The sequence below is a fragment of the Kitasatospora sp. NPDC004745 genome, assembly GCF_042873275.1.
GTDB lineage: Bacteria > Actinomycetota > Actinomycetes > Streptomycetales > Streptomycetaceae > Kitasatospora.
Genome location: NZ_JBIALK010000007.1, coordinates 1 through 14,505, shown reverse-complemented (window position 1 = coordinate 14,505; position 14,505 = coordinate 1). Strand labels below are relative to the sequence as shown.

The window sequence follows — 14,505 nt, the reverse complement described above, 5'->3', positions numbered from 1 at the left end:
CCCTCCGGGGCCGCCCGGCCCCCGGTGGTCACGCCAGGCCGGGCCGCTCCTCGACCCCGTCGCCACCACCCACGCCGCCACCCTCGCCGTCACCGGGGCCGGCGCCCCGGCCACCACCACGGCCGGCCGCACGCACGGCCACCGCCACCAGCACCAGCAGGCCCGCCGCCGGCGCCACGACCGGCAGCACCTGCGAGATCCCGCGGCCCTCGCGCCAGATGTTGAACAGGCCCGCGAAGGTGGTCAGCGACAGCACCGCGACCCCGATCGCGGCCGGCACCACCCGGCCGCGCAGCACGGTGAACGTCAGCAGCAGCGGCACGAGCAGCAGCAGCACGAACCACTGGACGTCCAGCGGGAAGTTCGTGTCGTCCCAGCGCTGCAGCGCGACCAGCAGACCTCCCCCGGCCACCGAGGCCAGCACCACGCCCCGGGTGCGCCAGTCGGGTGCGGGCAGCAGCGCGGTCGGCGCCGCCAGCAGCAGCACCGCGGCCACCGCGGCCGGCAGGGTCGCCATCCCGACGTACCCGGCCCACCAGAGGTCGAACGCCGGCCGGACGAGCGCCTGCGCCAGGACGCCCAGCCCCATGACGGCCTGCACCACCGCGATGACCCGCACCGCCGTCCAGCGCCCCAGCAGCGCCGCCACCGCGAGCAGCAGCGCGACCACCGGCGGCGCGATCGTCTGGGCGTAGGTGCCGTACGAGTGGTCCCAGGTCAGCTTCCAGGCGGCCCGGTCCGGGTCGAGCACCCACGGCACCAGCCCGGCCCCGGCCAGCGCGCCGGCGACCATCGGCGCGGCCAGCGCGAGCACCCGCCCCAGCACCGAGGAGCCGGTGAGCCCGAGCCGCACCCGCAGTCCGTACAGCGCGAGGTCGAACACCTCGCGGGCGACGGCGGAGCGGCCGGCCTCCGCCGTGGTGTCGGCGAAGACCGCGGCCATCTCCTCGCCGCGCTCCCGGCGGTAGTGCGCCGGGTAGAGCTGCAGCGCGGCCCGCAGCGCCGCCGAGGGCGCCCCCAGGATCGGTGTGGTCATGCGAAACGCCCCCTCTTCGTGGACCTCCCCGGCGACTCCGCCGGCTTCCCCTGCAGCATCGAGCGGACCGCCGAGAGCCGGCGCTCCGCCTCGGTGGCCACCGCCCGCAGCCGCTCGGCCTCGGTGGCGAGCGCGGTCCGACCGGCGGCGGTCAGGGCGTAGCTGCGCCGGGCCCGGCCGTCCACCACCTCCTCGGCCGCGACCTCGATGAGCCCCTGCTGCAGCAGGCGGTCGAGCGCGCCGTAGAGCGTGCCGGTGCGCATCGTGACCCGGCCGTCCGAGATGGCGGCGATCTCCTGGATGAGCGCGTAGCCGTGTCTGGGGGCGTCGGCGAGTGCGGTGAGCAGCAGCAGCGTGGGCTCCTGCATCGAGCGTTCAGTCATGTGACTACATATATCGTCGATCTACCTATCGGTCCAGTGCGACGGCGCCGCGAGAATGGCCCCCATGCCCATCACCGAGGAACGCGCCGGGGACCACACCGACGACCGCGCGGACGCCCTGCTCGCCGACTGGACCGCGCTGCTGCACCGCTGCGCCGCGACCGAGGACCCCGAGCCGTACGGCCGGGAGCTGCTGCGCCGCTGGGCCGAACCGCAGCGCCGCTACCACACCCCCGAGCACCTGCGGGCCGTGCTGCGGCACGTCGACGAGCTCGCCGGGCACGCCGCCGACCCGGACGCCGTCCGGCTCGCGGCCTGGTTCCACGACGCCGTCTACCGGCCCGACCGCTCCGAGAACGAGGAGCGCAGCGCCGCCCTGGCGGTCCGCGCGCTCACCGCCGCCGGCCTGCCCGCCGCGCGGGTGGCCGAGGTCGAACGGCTGGTCCTGCTCACCGTCACGCACCGCCCCGAGCCGGGCGACCGCGACGGCGAGGTGCTCTGCGACGCGGACCTCGCCGTGCTCGGCGGCAGCCCCGGGGCGTACGCCGCGTACGCGGCCGCCGTCCGGGAGGAGTACGCCTTCGTCCCGGAGCCCGACTTCCGCGCCGGCCGGGCGGACGTCCTGCGCCGGCTCCTCGCGCTGCCCGCGCTCTACCGCACCCCGGCCGCCCTGGCCCGCTTCGACGCCCCGGCCCGCGCCAACCTGGCGGCCGAACTGGACCGGCTGGCGTCCGGCGGGGCCTGAGAACGGCACCCGGCCACGGCGTGTCCGACAAGACACGCCCCAGGGCGTGTCTTTCGGATCACGTCGGATCAGCGGGCGTCGTTGGGGTGCGTGCATCGGCGGCGCCGAGGAGGGAGTCCATGCGGAGCATCGGCGACTGACGAGAAGCCGGCGTGGGGGTACCCCCGGCCGAAGGCTGGGGGAGTGCGTGCCCCGGCGGCGACCGCCTGGCGTGATCCGAAAGACACGCCCTAGGCGAGTCCCCCGACCGGCGCGACCACCGCACCGTGCTTGCCGCACACCCAGTGCGGCTCCGGCCCCAGCTCGGGCTCCACGCTGAGCGCGTGCGGGTCGCCGTCGGCGGCGCAGTCGGCGCACAGCGGCCAGCGGCCGTAGGCCTCCAGCAGCGCGTCCTGGACGTCCTGGGCGACCAGCCCGAGCACGTACTCGGTGCCGTCCGGCCACTGCTCGAGCCACCAGCGGCGGTGGGTCACCGCCTGTTCCACCAGGGAGACGACGGCGGCGTCCGCCACGTCCCGCGCGGTGAGGTCGGCCAGGATCAGGGCCCGCGCGTTGTGCAGGGCGGTCTCGATGTCGTCGGAAGCCATCTGTCCATTCTCCGGTAGTGCGCCGCTGGAACGCCGTGTGGGCGGCCCCCCGAAGGGGACCGCCCACACGATCGGGATTCGACCGATCCGATCTCAGGAGATCAGGATCAGAAGTCCATGTCACCGCCCGGCATGCCGCCGCCGGCGGCCGCGGCGGCCTTCTCCGGCTTGTCGGCGATGACGGCCTCGGTGGTGAGGAACAGCGCCGCGATGGAGGCGGCGTTCTGCAGCGCGGAGCGGGTGACCTTGGCCGGGTCGATGATGCCCGCGGCGACCAGGTCGACGTACTCGTTGGTGGCGGCGTTCAGGCCGTGACCGGCGGGGAGGTTGCGCACCTTCTCCACCACGACGCCGCCCTCGAGGCCGGCGTTGGTCGCGATCTGCTTGATCGGGGCCTCGAGCGCGACCTTCACGATGTTGGCACCGGTGGCCTCGTCGCCGTCCAGCTCCAGCTTGTCGAAGGCGACACCGGCCTGCAGCAGCGCGACGCCACCACCGGCGACGATGCCCTCCTCGACGGCGGCCTTGGCGTTGCGGACGGCGTCCTCGATGCGGTGCTTGCGCTCCTTGAGCTCCACCTCGGTGGCCGCGCCGGCCTTGATGACGGCCACGCCGCCGGCCAGCTTGGCGAGGCGCTCCTGGAGCTTCTCGCGGTCGTAGTCCGAGTCGCTGTTCTCGATCTCGGCGCGGATCTGGTTCACGCGGCCCGCGACCTGCTCGCTGTCGCCGCCACCGTCGACGATGGTGGTCTCGTCCTTGGTGATGACCACCTTGCGGGCGGTGCCCAGCAGGTCGATGCCGGCGTTCTCCAGCTTGAGGCCGACCTCCTCGGAGATCACGGTGCCACCGGTGAGGATGGCGATGTCGCCGAGCATGGCCTTGCGGCGGTCGCCGAAGCCCGGGGCCTTGACGGCGACGGACTTGAAGGTGCCGCGGATCTTGTTCACGACCAGGGTCGACAGGGCCTCGCCCTCGACGTCCTCGGCGATGATGACGAGCGGCTTGCCGCTCTGCATGACCTTCTCCAGCAGCGGCAGCAGGTCCTTGACCGAGCCGATCTTGGAGTTGGCGATGAGGATGTACGGGTCCTCGAAGGTCGCCTCCATGCGCTCCAGGTCGGTCGCGAAGTAGGCGGAGATGTAGCCCTTGTCGAAGCGCATGCCCTCGGTGAGCTCGAGCTCCAGACCGAAGGTGTTGCTCTCCTCGACGGTGATGACGCCTTCCTTGCCGACCTTGTCCATGGCCTCGGCGATCAGCTCGCCGATCTGGGTGTCGGCGGCCGAGATGGAGGCGGTGGAGGCGATCTGCTCCTTGGTCTCCACGTCCTTGGCCTGGGCCAGCAGCTGGTCGGAGACGGCGGCGACGGCCTTCTCGATGCCGCGCTTCAGGGCCATCGGGTTGGCGCCGGCGGCGACGTTGCGCAGACCCTCGCGAACCAGGGCCTGGGCGAGCACGGTGGCGGTGGTGGTGCCGTCACCCGCGACGTCGTCGGTCTTCTTGGCGACCTCCTTGACGAGCTCCGCGCCGATCTTCTCGTACGGGTCCTCGAGCTCGATCTCCTTGGCGATGGAGACACCGTCGTTGGTGATCGTGGGGGCGCCCCACTTCTTCTCCAGCACGACGTTGCGGCCCTTGGGGCCGAGCGTGACCTTCACTGCGTCGGCGAGCTGGTTCATGCCACGCTCAAGGCCGCGGCGAGCTTCCTCATCAAAGGCGATGATCTTGGCCATCAGAAGTGGTCCTCCGGGACACGGTCGACTGCTCGGACCAAGGGGTGCCCGCGACGGACGGCCCTGGTGTGCGGGGGTCTTTTCCCCTACCGCTCCCGGGGGCCTCACCGACCCGGTCCGCTGTCACTCTCACGCTGTGAGTGCTAACGCCAATGATTAGCACTCCGGGTGGTCGAGTGCAAGCCCAATCGCGATCCCGCGAGCCGTCCGGCGCGATCCCGGGGGCCCCCGCAACTCCCCGCCCGGGAACGCCGACGGGCCCGCACGACGCGTGTCGTACGGGCCCGCCGAGAAGCGAGTGGTCACCAGCCGTGGGCCGCGCCGAGCTCCTGGAGCCGAAGAGGTCAGACCGAGCGGACCATGTCCGCCTGCGGGCCCTTCTGTCCCTGGGAGATCTCGAACTCGACCCGCTGGCCCTCCTCGAGGGTGCGGTAGCCGTCCATCTGGATCGCGCTGTAGTGGACGAAGACGTCCGCACCACCGTCGACCGCGATGAAGCCGTAGCCCTTCTCCGCGTTGAACCACTTGACGGTGCCCTGAGCCATTCCGAACTCCCCTAGTGCTGTGCTGGCCCTTCACGCGCCCGCAGGTCGCGGGCCCGGGTCTGGTTTGGAGGCCGGCCCGGGGAACCCCCCCTGGGCGCAGCCGTGCACGCCGCAATCCTCCGCCGGGGCGCCTGACGGCATCCTGTGAGCGGCTGACTACGTCGACCGCCGCTGAATGTATCCGGATCGACGCCCTCTGCAACAGGGTCAACTGCGGGGAATTCCGGGTGCGCACCAGGGGACACTGCGGGCGGAATCGGAATGAACTCGGCATTTGACGCCGGACATAGCGGACGAATTACTACAGATCACCGCGCGAATTCTGACATCGGCCTGACATGTTTCGCAGCGCCGGGGCTCAGCGGGTCTCAACGGCCGGACGGCGGTCCGGCGAATCGCGGGGGAGGATGAAGAGAATCCCTGTTCCCAGCCGAGCCACACTCTACTCCGACTCCACCGGGATATATTCCCGCCGAAATGCGCACGGCCGCCCACGCGCACGGAGAGCGGAATTCCGTGCGCGCGGGCGGCCGGCCCGGGCGGGTGCGGCTCAGCAGCCGCCGGCCACCGCCGGGATGATCGAGATGCCGGCCCCGTCCGAGACCTCCGTCGCCAGGCCGTCGGCGAAGCGCACGTCGTCGTCGTTCACGTAGACGTTGACGAAGCGGCGCAGCTTGCCGGTGTCGTCCAGGATGCGGGCGGAGATGCCCGCGTGGTTCTTCTCCAGGTCGGCGATGACCTCGCCGAGGGTGGCGCCCTCGGCGCTCACCTCGGCGGCGCCGCCGGTGTAGGTGCGCAGGATGGTGGGGATGCGGACGTTGACGCTCATGGCTCTCCTAGCGGGGGTGCGGCCCAGCGGGTGGGGGTGGTTCAGGCGGACGCGAGGCCGGCGTCGCGGAAGGACGCCAGGGTCGGGCGGATGACGGCGGTCATGCCGGACCCGGCGACGGCGTCCAGGGTCTTCAGGCCGTCGCCGGTGTTGATCGCGACGGTCTCCTTGGCCGGGTCGAGCTGGCCGGTCTCCACCAGCTTCTTCAGCACGCCGACGGTGACCCCGCCCGCGGTCTCGGCGAAGATGCCCTCGGTCCGGGCCAGCAGCCGGATGGCGTCCACCACCTCGGCGTCGGTGACGTCCTCGACGGCGCCGCCGGTGCGCCGGGCGATGTCCAGCACGTACGGGCCGTCCGCCGGGTTGCCGATCGCCAGCGACTTGGCGATGGTGTCCGGCTTGACCGGCCGGATCACGTCCTGGGCGGCCTTGAACGCGGCCGACACCGGCGAGCAGCCCGCCGCCTGGGCGCCGAAGACCTTGTACGGCCGGTCCTCGACCAGGCCGAGCCTGATCAGCTCCTGCAGACCCTTGTCGATCTTGGTCAGCTGGGAGCCCGAGGCGATCGGGATCACGATCTGCTCCGGCAGCCGCCAGCCGAGCTGCTCGCAGATCTCGTACGCCAGCGTCTTGGAACCCTCCCCGTAGTAGGGGCGCAGGTTGACGTTGACGAAGCCCCAGCCCTCACCGGCCGGGTCGCCGATCAGCTCCGAGCAGAAGCGGTTCACGTCGTCGTAGTTGCCCTCGATGCCGACCAGCTCGCCGCCGTACACCCCGGCCATGACGACCTTGCCCTGCTCCAGGTCGTGCGGGATGAACACGCAGGACCGGAACCCGGCCCGGGCCGCCGCCGCACCCACCGCACCGGCCAGGTTGCCGGTCGACGAGCAGGACAGCGTGGTGTAGCCGAAGGCCCGGGCGGCCTCGATGGCGCAGGCCACCACCCGGTCCTTGAAGGAGTGGGTGGGGTTGCCCGAGTCGTCCTTGACGTGCAGCGGGGCGGTGAAGCCGAGCTCGCGGCCCAGGTTGTCCGCCTTCACCAGCGGGGTCCAGCCGGGGTTCAGGTTGGGCTTCGAGGCGACGTCGGCCGGCACCGGCAGCAGCGGGGCGTAGCGCCAGATCGAGGTGGGGCCGGCCTCGATCCGCTTGCGCAGCTCCTCGGCCCGCTCGCCGCCGAACTCGTAGGCGATCTCCAGCGGGCCGAAGCACTCCAGGCAGGCGAAGCTCGGACCGAGCGGGAAGCGGGTGCCGCACTCCCGACAGGACAGCGCGGCGGCGGGGCCGAGGTCCACGGATGCGGGTGCGACGGTGTCGATAGCCATGATGGCGAGGCCTCTCTCCTCATCTTCCCCGTGGCGCGGTCGCGCCACAGGCCGGAATTGGCACCTGTCCCGCCGGGGCCTGTACGACGACAGCCGAGCGAGAAGGTTGCCGGGACGTCAACGGGCCGTTCCCTCAGTCCCTCTGGATGAGCTTGTGAAATTGTGGTGGCGCTCAACGGTGACCCCGGCGTGCAAAGGTCCGACCGCTGTACGAAGACTGTATCCGAAGGCGTCAACGCCGAACGGGACCGTCCGCCACGCGAGATGACGCGTCCCACCCGATCCCGCCGAGGAGAGTCACGTGCCCGCCGAACCGATCCCCGCGCTCCTCCCGCAGGCGGCGTCCTGGCTGCGCCGCCGCTCGTGGAGCGCGGCCGACCGGCCGGTGCGCACCCTGCTGGAGGCCAAGCGCCGCACCGGTCACACGGTCAGCGTGGTGCTCCCCGCCCTGGACGAGGAGGCCACCGTCGGCGACATCGTCCGGACCGTCCGGCGCGAGCTGATGGAGCGCGTCCCGCTGGTCGACGAGCTCGTCGTGGTCGACTCCGGCTCCACCGACGCCACCGCCGCCGTCGCGGCGGGGGCGGGCGCCCGGGTGGTGCACCGCGACGCCGTCCTGCCGCGGATCCCGGCCGTCCCCGGCAAGGGCGAGGTGCTCTGGCGCTCACTGCTGGTGACCCGCGGCGACATCGTCTGCTTCGTCGACGCCGACCTGCGCGAGTTCGACCCGGCCTTCGTCTCCGGCATCCTCGGCCCGCTGCTCACCGAACCGGACATCCAGCTGGTCAAGGCCATGTACGACCGCCCGCTGGAGGTGTCGCTCGACGGCTCGGCCACGGGCGGCGGCGCCGTCGTGCCGTCCGGCGGCGGCCGGGTCACCGAACTGGTCGCCCGCCCGCTGCTGAACCTGCACTGGCCGGAACTCGCCGGTTTCGTCCAGCCGCTGGGCGGCGAGTACGCCGCGCGCCGCTCGCTGCTCGAACGGCTCCCCTTCCCGACCGGCTACGGCGTCGAGCTCGGACTCCTGGTGGACGCACTGGAGGCGGTCGGACTGGACGCCCTCGCCCAGGTGGACGTCGGGGTCCGGCACCACCGGCACCAGGACGGCCAGGCGCTGGGCCGGATGGCCGCCACCATCTACCGCACCGCCCTGGAACGGCTCGACCGCACCCACCGGCTGAAGGCCTCCGCCGACCTGGTCCACCCGCTGCTGACCCAGTTCACCCGGGACCCGCGGACCCGGGAGTTCACCGCCCACACCCACCCGGTGACGGCTGTCGAGCGCCCCCCGATGCACACCGTGCCCGAGTACGCGACCCGGCACTGAGGGGTTTGCCGCCCCGGGGCCACGGCAACGTACCAACCATGGGCGATCTCACGACCGAACGTTCGAGCGCGACCGGCACCGCCCCCGTCCTGGTGGCCTCCAACCGGGGACCGGTGTCGTTCGGAACCGCTGACGACGGCACGCTGACCCTCCGGCGCGGTGGCGGGGGCCTGGTCTCCGGCCTCTCCGCCATCGACGACCCGAACGCCGTCTGGGTCTGCGCCGCCCTCGGCGCGGCCGACCGCAGAGCAGCCGCCGAGGCCCCGGACGGCCGCCTCGACCGCGCCGGGCACGACGTCGGCGGACAGGCCGTCCGGATGCTCGACATCGACCCGGACACCTTCGCCTGCGCCTACAACGGCGTCGCCAACTCCACCCTCTGGTTCGTCCACCACCTGCTGTACGCGACCCCGACCGCCCCCTCCTTCGACGCGGACTTCCGCACCGAGTGGGCCGCCTACACGGCGTACAACACCGCCTTCGCCGAGGCCCTCGCCGCCGAGGCGGCCCCCGGCGCCGCCGTCCTCGTCCAGGACTACCACCTGTCGCTGACCCCGGCCCTGCTCCGCGCCGCCCGCCCCGACCTGCGGATCGGCCACTTCTCGCACACCCCCTGGGCGCCGCCGGACTACTACCGGCTGCTGCCCGACGACGTCGCCCGGGCCGTCCTGACCGGCATCCTGGGCGCCGACCGGGCCGGCTTCCTCACCCGGCGCTGGGCGCTCGCCTTCGCCGACTGCTGCGAGGAGCTGCTGGGCGCCGTCGTCGACCGCGAGGCCCTCACCGTCACCCTCACCGGGCCCTCGGCCGGGGAGACCCGCACCACCCGGCTCGGCGTCCACGCGCTGGGCGCCGACGCCGACTTCCTGCGCGAGCGCGCCCACCGCCCCGACGTGGACGAGCGCCTGGCCGTCCTGCGGGAGGCCGTCGGCGGGCGCCGCACCATCGTCCGGGTCGACCGCACCGAGCTGAGCAAGAACATCGTCCGCGGCCTCCAGGCCTACCGGCACCTGCTGCGGACCCGCCCCGAGTGGCACGACCGGGTGGTGCACATCGCCTTCGCCTACCCGTCCCGCACCGACCTCGCCGAGTACCGGGCCTACACCGCCGAGGTCCGGCGGCTCGCCGGAGAGATCGACGCCGAGTTCGCCACCGACACCTGGAAGCCGCTGATCCTGCACGTCGACGACGACTTCCCGCGCTCCCTGGCCGCCTACCGGCTCGCCGACGTCGCCCTGGTCAACCCGATCCGGGACGGCATGAACCTGGTCGCCAAGGAGGTCCCGGTGGTCTCCGACCACGGCTGCGCCCTGGTGCTCTCCCGCGAGGCCGGCGCGCACGCCGAGCTCGCCGAGGACGCCCTGACGGTGAACCCCTACGACGTCATCGCCACCGCGGACGCCCTGCACGCGGGCCTCACCATGGCGGAGGAGGAGCGCGCCGACCGCACCAAGCGCCTCGCGGCGGCGGCCACCGCACTCCCCCCGCAGCAGTGGTTCCTGGACCAGCTCAGCGCGCTGTGAGCGACCGGCTCGACGCGCCGTGAGCGACCGGCTCAGTGCGCCGTGAGCGCCAGGGCCAACCCTTCGAGCAGCTCCACCACGCCGGCCGGGCCCGGGACCACCAGGTCCGCCCGGTCGGCGAGTTCGCGCACCGGCGCGTCCCCCACCGCGCCGCTGCACACCAGCAGGCCCGCCAGACCCTCGCCGCGCAGCTCCTCCACCGCCGCGAAGGCCGCCACGTCCCCGAGGTCGTCGCCCGCGTACAGCACCGACCGCGCCGCGCGCTCACGCAGGAAGCCGGTCAGCGCCGCCCCCTTGTCGACCCCGGGCGGCCGCAGCTCCAGCACCAGCCGCCCGGGCTCCACCACCAGCCCGAGCCCCGCCGCGAGCTCGCCGACCGGCCCGCGCAGCAGCTCCAGCGCCTCCTCGGGCGCGTCCGTGCGCCGGGTGTGCACCGCCAGCGAGCGCCCCTTGTCCTCCACCCACGTCCCATCGGGCGCCCCCGTCTCCGCCAGCAGTCCGGGCAGCGCCGCCCTGGCCCGCACCACCCCGGGGTGCACCGGCGGCGCGCTCACCTCGCCGTCCTCCCAGCGCTCGGCGCCGTAGTGCCCGAGCACCACCACCCCGGGGAGCCCGGCCAGGCCCCCGTACTCCACCGCCAGGGCGGCCGGGCGGCCGGTCACCACCACCACGGCCCGCACCTGCGGGCCCAGGGCCCGCAGGGCGGCCACCACGCCGGGATGCGCCCTGGCCCGGTCCGGGTCCGGCACGATCGGCGCCAAGGTCCCGTCGAAGTCCAGGGCGATCACCGCGCCCCCGGGCGCCTCCAGGATCGCCCGCACTCCGTCCCGCCCGGCCGCAGTGACCGGCGTCCACGTCTCTTCGAAGCCCATGCCCGAGCCATACCCCGCTGCCCGACTCCCACCCAACCCGTCCGGCGGCACCCACCGCGAGCGGCGCGACGCGACCGGCGCGGCGCGACGCGGCGCGGCCCGGCCCGGCCCGCAAGGTTCAGCGCGCGGCCCGGCGGGCCTCCCGGATCCGCCGCAGCCGGTTCACCAGCACCGGCGCGTGCGCCAGGGCCTCCGGCCGGTCCAGCATCGCGTTCAACAGCTGGTAGTACCGGGTGGAGGAGATCCCCAGCTCCTCCCGGATCGCCCGCTCCTTCGCCCCGGCCGTGCGCCACTGCCGCCCCTCCAGCGCCAGCACCGCCACGTCCCGCTCACTCAGCTCGCCCACCAGGACACCTCCGCCCTCACTACGGAGTGTCATTCTCGCGCGGAACCCCGACACACTCTGCGTCCTCCGCGCACCCCGCACCCCGGATAGCGTCGGCACCATGACCACGCCCAGCTTCGCCGTGCACATCCCCACCGCCGACCTCGAACCCGACCCGCTCGACCCCGCGCAGATCGTCTCCGGCTCCCCGGAGGTCTCCGGGAGGGTCCTCGCCGAGTCCCCCGACGGCCGCCAGCTGCGCGGCATCTGGCAGATCACCCCGGGCGTGGTCACCGACGTCGAGGCCGACGAGATGTTCGTGGTGCTCAGCGGCCGGGCCACCATCGAGGTCGAGGGCGGCCCGACCCTGGAGGTCGGCCCGGGCGACTGTGCGGTGCTGCGCGAGGGCGACCGGACCACCTGGACCGTCCACGAGACCCTCCGGAAGGCCTACGCCATCACGCTCCCGTAGGGCCCGTCCTCGAACCCGCGCCCGCGGGGCGGTTCCCCCACCGGCCCGGGTTCACTTGCGGACCCGGGCCGCCTCCTTGACCGCCGCGTCCTGCAGACCGGTGAGCACCTGCTTCGGGTCCCCGGTGACGGCCTGCCCGATGCCGGCCTTGATCCGGTTGCTGACGTCGCCCCAGGCCGGGTCCCCGAAGGGGTAGAAGCTGGCGTTGCCGAGCCCGGCGGCGAACTGCTTCAGGTCCTCGTGCTTCGGGTCCGAGGTCATCTGCGCGAACGCGTCCTGGGTGACCGGCAGCAGGTTGTACTGCTCGTCGAACTTCAGCTGGTACTCGCGGGTGTAGGCGAAGGACAGGAACTTCTTGATCTCGTTCTTGTGCCCGTTGGCCTTGAACGCCATCATCCAGTCCGCGACGCCGAGGCTCCCGGTCTTGGTCACGCCGTCCTTCTTCGGGATCGGCGCGGTGCCGAAGTCGATCTTCCCGGCGGTCGCCATCCGCAGCAGCGTCGGGTGCCCGTTCAGCATCGCGACCTTCCCCGCCGCGAAGTCCTGGAACACCGGGGTGCGGTTCATCCTGCCCGGGTCGGCGTAGGTCAGCCCGGTGGCCACCAGGTTGCTCTTCAGCCAGCCGAAGGTGGCCTGGTTCTGGTTGCTGTCGATGGTGTAGTTGCCGACGTCGTCGGAGAGGCTGCCGCCGCCGCTGAGCGTCCACAGCATGGACTCGGCCGGGGCCTCCTCCGGTCCGAGCGGCAGCCCGTACGGGGTCACGCCCGGCACCTTGGCCTTGATCTTCTCGGCGGCCTGGCGCAGCTCGTTCCAGGTGGCCGGCGGCTGGGTGATGCCGGCCTGGCGGAAGACCGCCTTGTTGTAGAAGAGCACCCGGGAGGACGAGACGAACGGGATGCCGTACTGGGTGCCGAGCACCTGGCCGGCGTGCGAGAAGGTGTCCAGGAACTTGGCCTGGGTGTCCATCGAGAGCACGTCGCCGGCCGGGTAGAGCCGGTCCGCGGCGACCTGGTCGGCGAAGCCGCCGGTCTGCAGCAGGTCGGGGGACTTGCCGGCCGCGATCATGTCGTCGACCTTCTTGCCGATGTCGGTCCAGCTGTCGACCTCGACGTCGACCTTGATCCCGGGGTTCGCCGCCTCGAAGCCGCGCGCGACCTCGTCCCAGTACCGCTTGGAGCCGGTGTCGGCGTTCTCCCCGTAGTCGGCGGCGACCAGCTTGAGGGTGACCGTCCCGTCGCCCTGCCCGCCGCACGCGCTGACCGCGGTGAGCACCAGCGCGCCGGCCAGCGCGGTGCCGAGGACACGGGTGGGAACGTGGGCGCGCCTGTTCAACGCGGGTACCGCCTTCGGGGGGAGGACTGCGGCCGAACGGGGGAATCCGGCAGGGGGGAGGCGGCAACACTGCCAAATCGAGCGGGCGGTGGTCCACACCACTACCCCGAGCCCGCCGAGTAGTTATCGAAGTGCGGAGGTCGTTGCACGATGCGCAACAGGAGGTGACCGCGCGCCGCCCGGCGCAAAGCCCCGCACACCGCCCGCAGCTGCGACAAAGCTCACCCGTTCTGGACCAGACCAATCCGACAACTGGACTAGACCTCTTCTACCAGCCAGGGGAAACTGTCCTCCGTGAAGCACGTCATCGCACTCGATGTAGGCGGCACCGGCATGAAGGCCGCGCTGCTCGCCCAGGACGGCTCCGTGCTGTTCGAAGCACGCCGACCGACCGGGCGGGAGCACGGCACGGACGCCGTGGTCGCCGCCATCCTCGACTTCGCCGCCGACCTCGCGGACGAGGGGCGCAGCCGCTTCGGCGTCGCCCCGCTCGCCGCCGGCGTCGCCGTCCCGGGCACGATCGACGAGAGGAACGGGATCGCCGTCTACTCCGCCAACCTCGGTTGGCGGGACCTCCCGCTGCGCAGCCTGCTGGGCGAGCGGCTGGCCGGCCCCGACGGCTCCGCGATGCCCGTCGCGCTCGGCCACGACGTGCGCTCCGGCGGCCTCGCCGAGGGCCGGATCGGCGCCGGCCGCGGTGTCGACCGCTTCCTGTTCATCGCCCTGGGCACCGGCATCGCCGGCGCCATCGGCATCGGCGGCCGGATCGAGGCCGGCGCGCACGGCTACGGCGGCGAGATCGGCCACGTCGTGGTCCGCCCCGGCGGACCGCAGTGCGGCTGCGGCGCCCGCGGCTGCCTGGAGACGCTCGCCTCCGCCTCCGCCGTCTCCCGCGCCTGGGCCGAGGCCTGCGGCGACCCCGACGCCGACGCGGCATCCTGCGCCGCCGCGGTGGACGCCGGGGACCCCCGCGCGCTCGCGGTCTGGCAGCGCGCCGTCGACGCCCTCGCCGACGGCATCGTGCTCGCCCAGAGCCTGCTCGACCCGTCCACGGTGATCGTCGGCGGCGGGCTGGCCGAGGCCGGCGACACCCTCCTCACCCCACTGCGCGCGGCGGTCACCGAGCGCCTGACCTTCCAGATGCCCCCGAAGGTCGTACCGGCCATGCTCAAAGACACCGCCGCGTCCCTGGGCGCCGGCCTGCTCGCCTGGGATCTGCTCACCTTGGAGGTGACCGCGTGACCGCGGACCGCATCACTCTGGCCGGCGCCCGGCTGGTCCTGCCCGGCGGCGTCGTCGAGGGCGGCCGACTCACGGTCGAGGGCACCGCCATCGCCGGCCTCGGCGGCGAGCCCGAGCCCGGCGACCTCGACCTCACCGGGCACACCCTCGTCCCCGGCTTCGTCGACCTGCACGTCCACGGCGGCGGCGGCGCCTCCTACGCCTCCGGCATCGCCGAGGAGGCCCTGCACGCCGC

Annotated in this window: 15 protein-coding genes, 1 pseudogene and 1 riboswitch; of the genes and pseudogenes, 6 read left to right on the top strand and 10 right to left on the bottom strand. The window is 73.1% G+C overall.

The annotated features are described in order from the left end of the window. Positions 1-28: 28 nt before the first annotated feature. Both ACFYUY_RS14900 and ACFYUY_RS14895 read right to left on the bottom strand, forming a co-directional pair. A complete protein-coding gene (locus ACFYUY_RS14900) occupies positions 29-1,036 on the bottom strand; it encodes a hypothetical protein (protein ID WP_360212646.1) in 1,008 nt (335 codons plus the stop codon). Further along, on the bottom strand, positions 1,033-1,419 hold the full coding sequence (locus ACFYUY_RS14895) for a PadR family transcriptional regulator (RefSeq protein WP_387900782.1): 387 nt from the start codon (positions 1,417-1,419) through the stop codon (positions 1,033-1,035). The genes ACFYUY_RS14900 and ACFYUY_RS14895 overlap by 4 nt, the downstream gene beginning before the upstream one ends. Positions 1,420-1,483: 64 nt before the next feature. Between ACFYUY_RS14895 and ACFYUY_RS14890 the strand changes: the two genes are divergently transcribed. Further along, positions 1,484-2,164 (top strand): hypothetical protein, encoded by a 681-nt coding sequence (locus ACFYUY_RS14890; protein ID WP_387900780.1) that lies wholly within the window; start codon positions 1,484-1,486, stop codon positions 2,162-2,164. A gap of 230 nt (positions 2,165-2,394) precedes the next feature. On the opposite strand, the gene ACFYUY_RS14885 is transcribed toward ACFYUY_RS14890, so the two are convergent. The 5 genes from ACFYUY_RS14885 to thrC form a co-directional block, all read right to left on the bottom strand. Beyond that, the gene (locus ACFYUY_RS14885; RefSeq protein WP_360222922.1) at positions 2,395-2,751 is read right to left on the bottom strand and encodes a hypothetical protein; all 357 of its coding nucleotides are present in this window, start codon (positions 2,749-2,751) and stop codon (positions 2,395-2,397) included. Positions 2,752-2,858: 107 nt separating this feature from the next. Continuing rightward, entirely contained in the window at positions 2,859-4,481 is a 1,623-nt protein-coding gene (gene groL / locus ACFYUY_RS14880) for a chaperonin GroEL (RefSeq protein WP_045692318.1), read from the bottom strand. Positions 4,482-4,825: 344 nt separating this feature from the next. Next, on the bottom strand, positions 4,826-5,026 hold the full coding sequence (locus tag ACFYUY_RS14875) for a cold-shock protein (RefSeq protein ID WP_360222925.1): 201 nt from the start codon (positions 5,024-5,026) through the stop codon (positions 4,826-4,828). Positions 5,027-5,576: 550 nt separating this feature from the next. Then, a complete protein-coding gene (locus ACFYUY_RS14870) occupies positions 5,577-5,855 on the bottom strand; it encodes a ubiquitin-like small modifier protein 1 (protein ID WP_387900778.1) in 279 nt (92 codons plus the stop codon). 41 nt (positions 5,856-5,896) lie between these two features. Continuing rightward, positions 5,897-7,177, bottom strand: a complete 1,281-nt coding sequence (thrC, locus tag ACFYUY_RS14865; protein ID WP_387900776.1) for a threonine synthase — start codon at positions 7,175-7,177, stop codon at positions 5,897-5,899. Positions 7,178-7,193: 16 nt separating this feature from the next. Then, positions 7,194-7,330, bottom strand: a riboswitch (SAM riboswitch). Between the two features lie 148 nt (positions 7,331-7,478). On the opposite strand from thrC, the gene ACFYUY_RS14860 reads away from it, so the two are divergent. Both ACFYUY_RS14860 and ACFYUY_RS14855 read left to right on the top strand, forming a co-directional pair. Further along, complete coding sequence (locus ACFYUY_RS14860) at positions 7,479-8,504, top strand: glucosyl-3-phosphoglycerate synthase (protein WP_360222934.1); 1,026 nt, start codon at positions 7,479-7,481, stop codon at positions 8,502-8,504. Between the two features lie 38 nt (positions 8,505-8,542). After that, entirely contained in the window at positions 8,543-10,027 is a 1,485-nt protein-coding gene (locus ACFYUY_RS14855; protein ID WP_387900774.1) for a trehalose-6-phosphate synthase, read from the top strand. A gap of 32 nt (positions 10,028-10,059) precedes the next feature. Here ACFYUY_RS14855 and otsB read toward each other — a convergent pair whose 3' ends face one another. Continuing rightward, complete coding sequence (gene otsB, locus ACFYUY_RS14850) at positions 10,060-10,899, bottom strand: trehalose-phosphatase (protein ID WP_360222940.1); 840 nt, start codon at positions 10,897-10,899, stop codon at positions 10,060-10,062. Between the two features lie 118 nt (positions 10,900-11,017). After that, the gene (locus tag ACFYUY_RS14845) at positions 11,018-11,278 is read right to left on the bottom strand and encodes a DUF3263 domain-containing protein (RefSeq protein ID WP_360222943.1); all 261 of its coding nucleotides are present in this window, start codon (positions 11,276-11,278) and stop codon (positions 11,018-11,020) included. A gap of 67 nt (positions 11,279-11,345) precedes the next feature. On the opposite strand from ACFYUY_RS14845, the gene ACFYUY_RS14840 reads away from it, so the two are divergent. Next, a complete protein-coding gene (locus tag ACFYUY_RS14840) occupies positions 11,346-11,696 on the top strand; it encodes a cupin domain-containing protein (protein WP_360222946.1) in 351 nt (116 codons plus the stop codon). A 51-nt stretch (positions 11,697-11,747) separates the two neighbouring features. On the opposite strand, the gene ACFYUY_RS14835 is transcribed toward ACFYUY_RS14840, so the two are convergent. After that, the gene (locus ACFYUY_RS14835; protein WP_360222949.1) at positions 11,748-13,028 is read right to left on the bottom strand and encodes an extracellular solute-binding protein; all 1,281 of its coding nucleotides are present in this window, start codon (positions 13,026-13,028) and stop codon (positions 11,748-11,750) included. A 294-nt stretch (positions 13,029-13,322) separates the two neighbouring features. Here ACFYUY_RS14835 and ACFYUY_RS14830 point away from each other — a divergent pair, with 294 nt between their 5' ends. After that, complete coding sequence (locus ACFYUY_RS14830) at positions 13,323-14,270, top strand: ROK family protein (RefSeq protein ID WP_360222952.1); 948 nt, start codon at positions 13,323-13,325, stop codon at positions 14,268-14,270. Beyond that, positions 14,267-14,505 (top strand): annotated as a pseudogene (locus tag ACFYUY_RS14825) (N-acetylglucosamine-6-phosphate deacetylase); the annotation flags it as partial. The gene ACFYUY_RS14830 and the pseudogene ACFYUY_RS14825, both read left to right, overlap by 4 nt.

Coding starts and splice junctions, on each gene's coding strand:
- ACFYUY_RS14900 (WP_360212646.1), bottom strand. CDS start 1,036: ATGACCACACCGATCCTGGGGGCGCCCTCGGCGGCGCTGCGGGCCGCG.
- ACFYUY_RS14895 (WP_387900782.1), bottom strand. CDS start 1,419: ATGACTGAACGCTCGATGCAGGAGCCCACGCTGCTGCTGCTCACCGCA.
- ACFYUY_RS14890 (WP_387900780.1), top strand. CDS start 1,484: ATGCCCATCACCGAGGAACGCGCCGGGGACCACACCGACGACCGCGCG.
- ACFYUY_RS14885 (WP_360222922.1), bottom strand. CDS start 2,751: ATGGCTTCCGACGACATCGAGACCGCCCTGCACAACGCGCGGGCCCTG.
- groL (WP_045692318.1), bottom strand. CDS start 4,481: ATGGCCAAGATCATCGCCTTTGATGAGGAAGCTCGCCGCGGCCTTGAG.
- ACFYUY_RS14875 (WP_360222925.1), bottom strand. CDS start 5,026: ATGGCTCAGGGCACCGTCAAGTGGTTCAACGCGGAGAAGGGCTACGGC.
- ACFYUY_RS14870 (WP_387900778.1), bottom strand. CDS start 5,855: ATGAGCGTCAACGTCCGCATCCCCACCATCCTGCGCACCTACACCGGC.
- thrC (WP_387900776.1), bottom strand. CDS start 7,177: ATGGCTATCGACACCGTCGCACCCGCATCCGTGGACCTCGGCCCCGCC.
- ACFYUY_RS14855 (WP_387900774.1), top strand. CDS start 8,543: ATGGGCGATCTCACGACCGAACGTTCGAGCGCGACCGGCACCGCCCCC.
- otsB (WP_360222940.1), bottom strand. CDS start 10,899: ATGGGCTTCGAAGAGACGTGGACGCCGGTCACTGCGGCCGGGCGGGAC.
- ACFYUY_RS14845 (WP_360222943.1), bottom strand. CDS start 11,278: ATGACACTCCGTAGTGAGGGCGGAGGTGTCCTGGTGGGCGAGCTGAGT.
- ACFYUY_RS14840 (WP_360222946.1), top strand. CDS start 11,346: ATGACCACGCCCAGCTTCGCCGTGCACATCCCCACCGCCGACCTCGAA.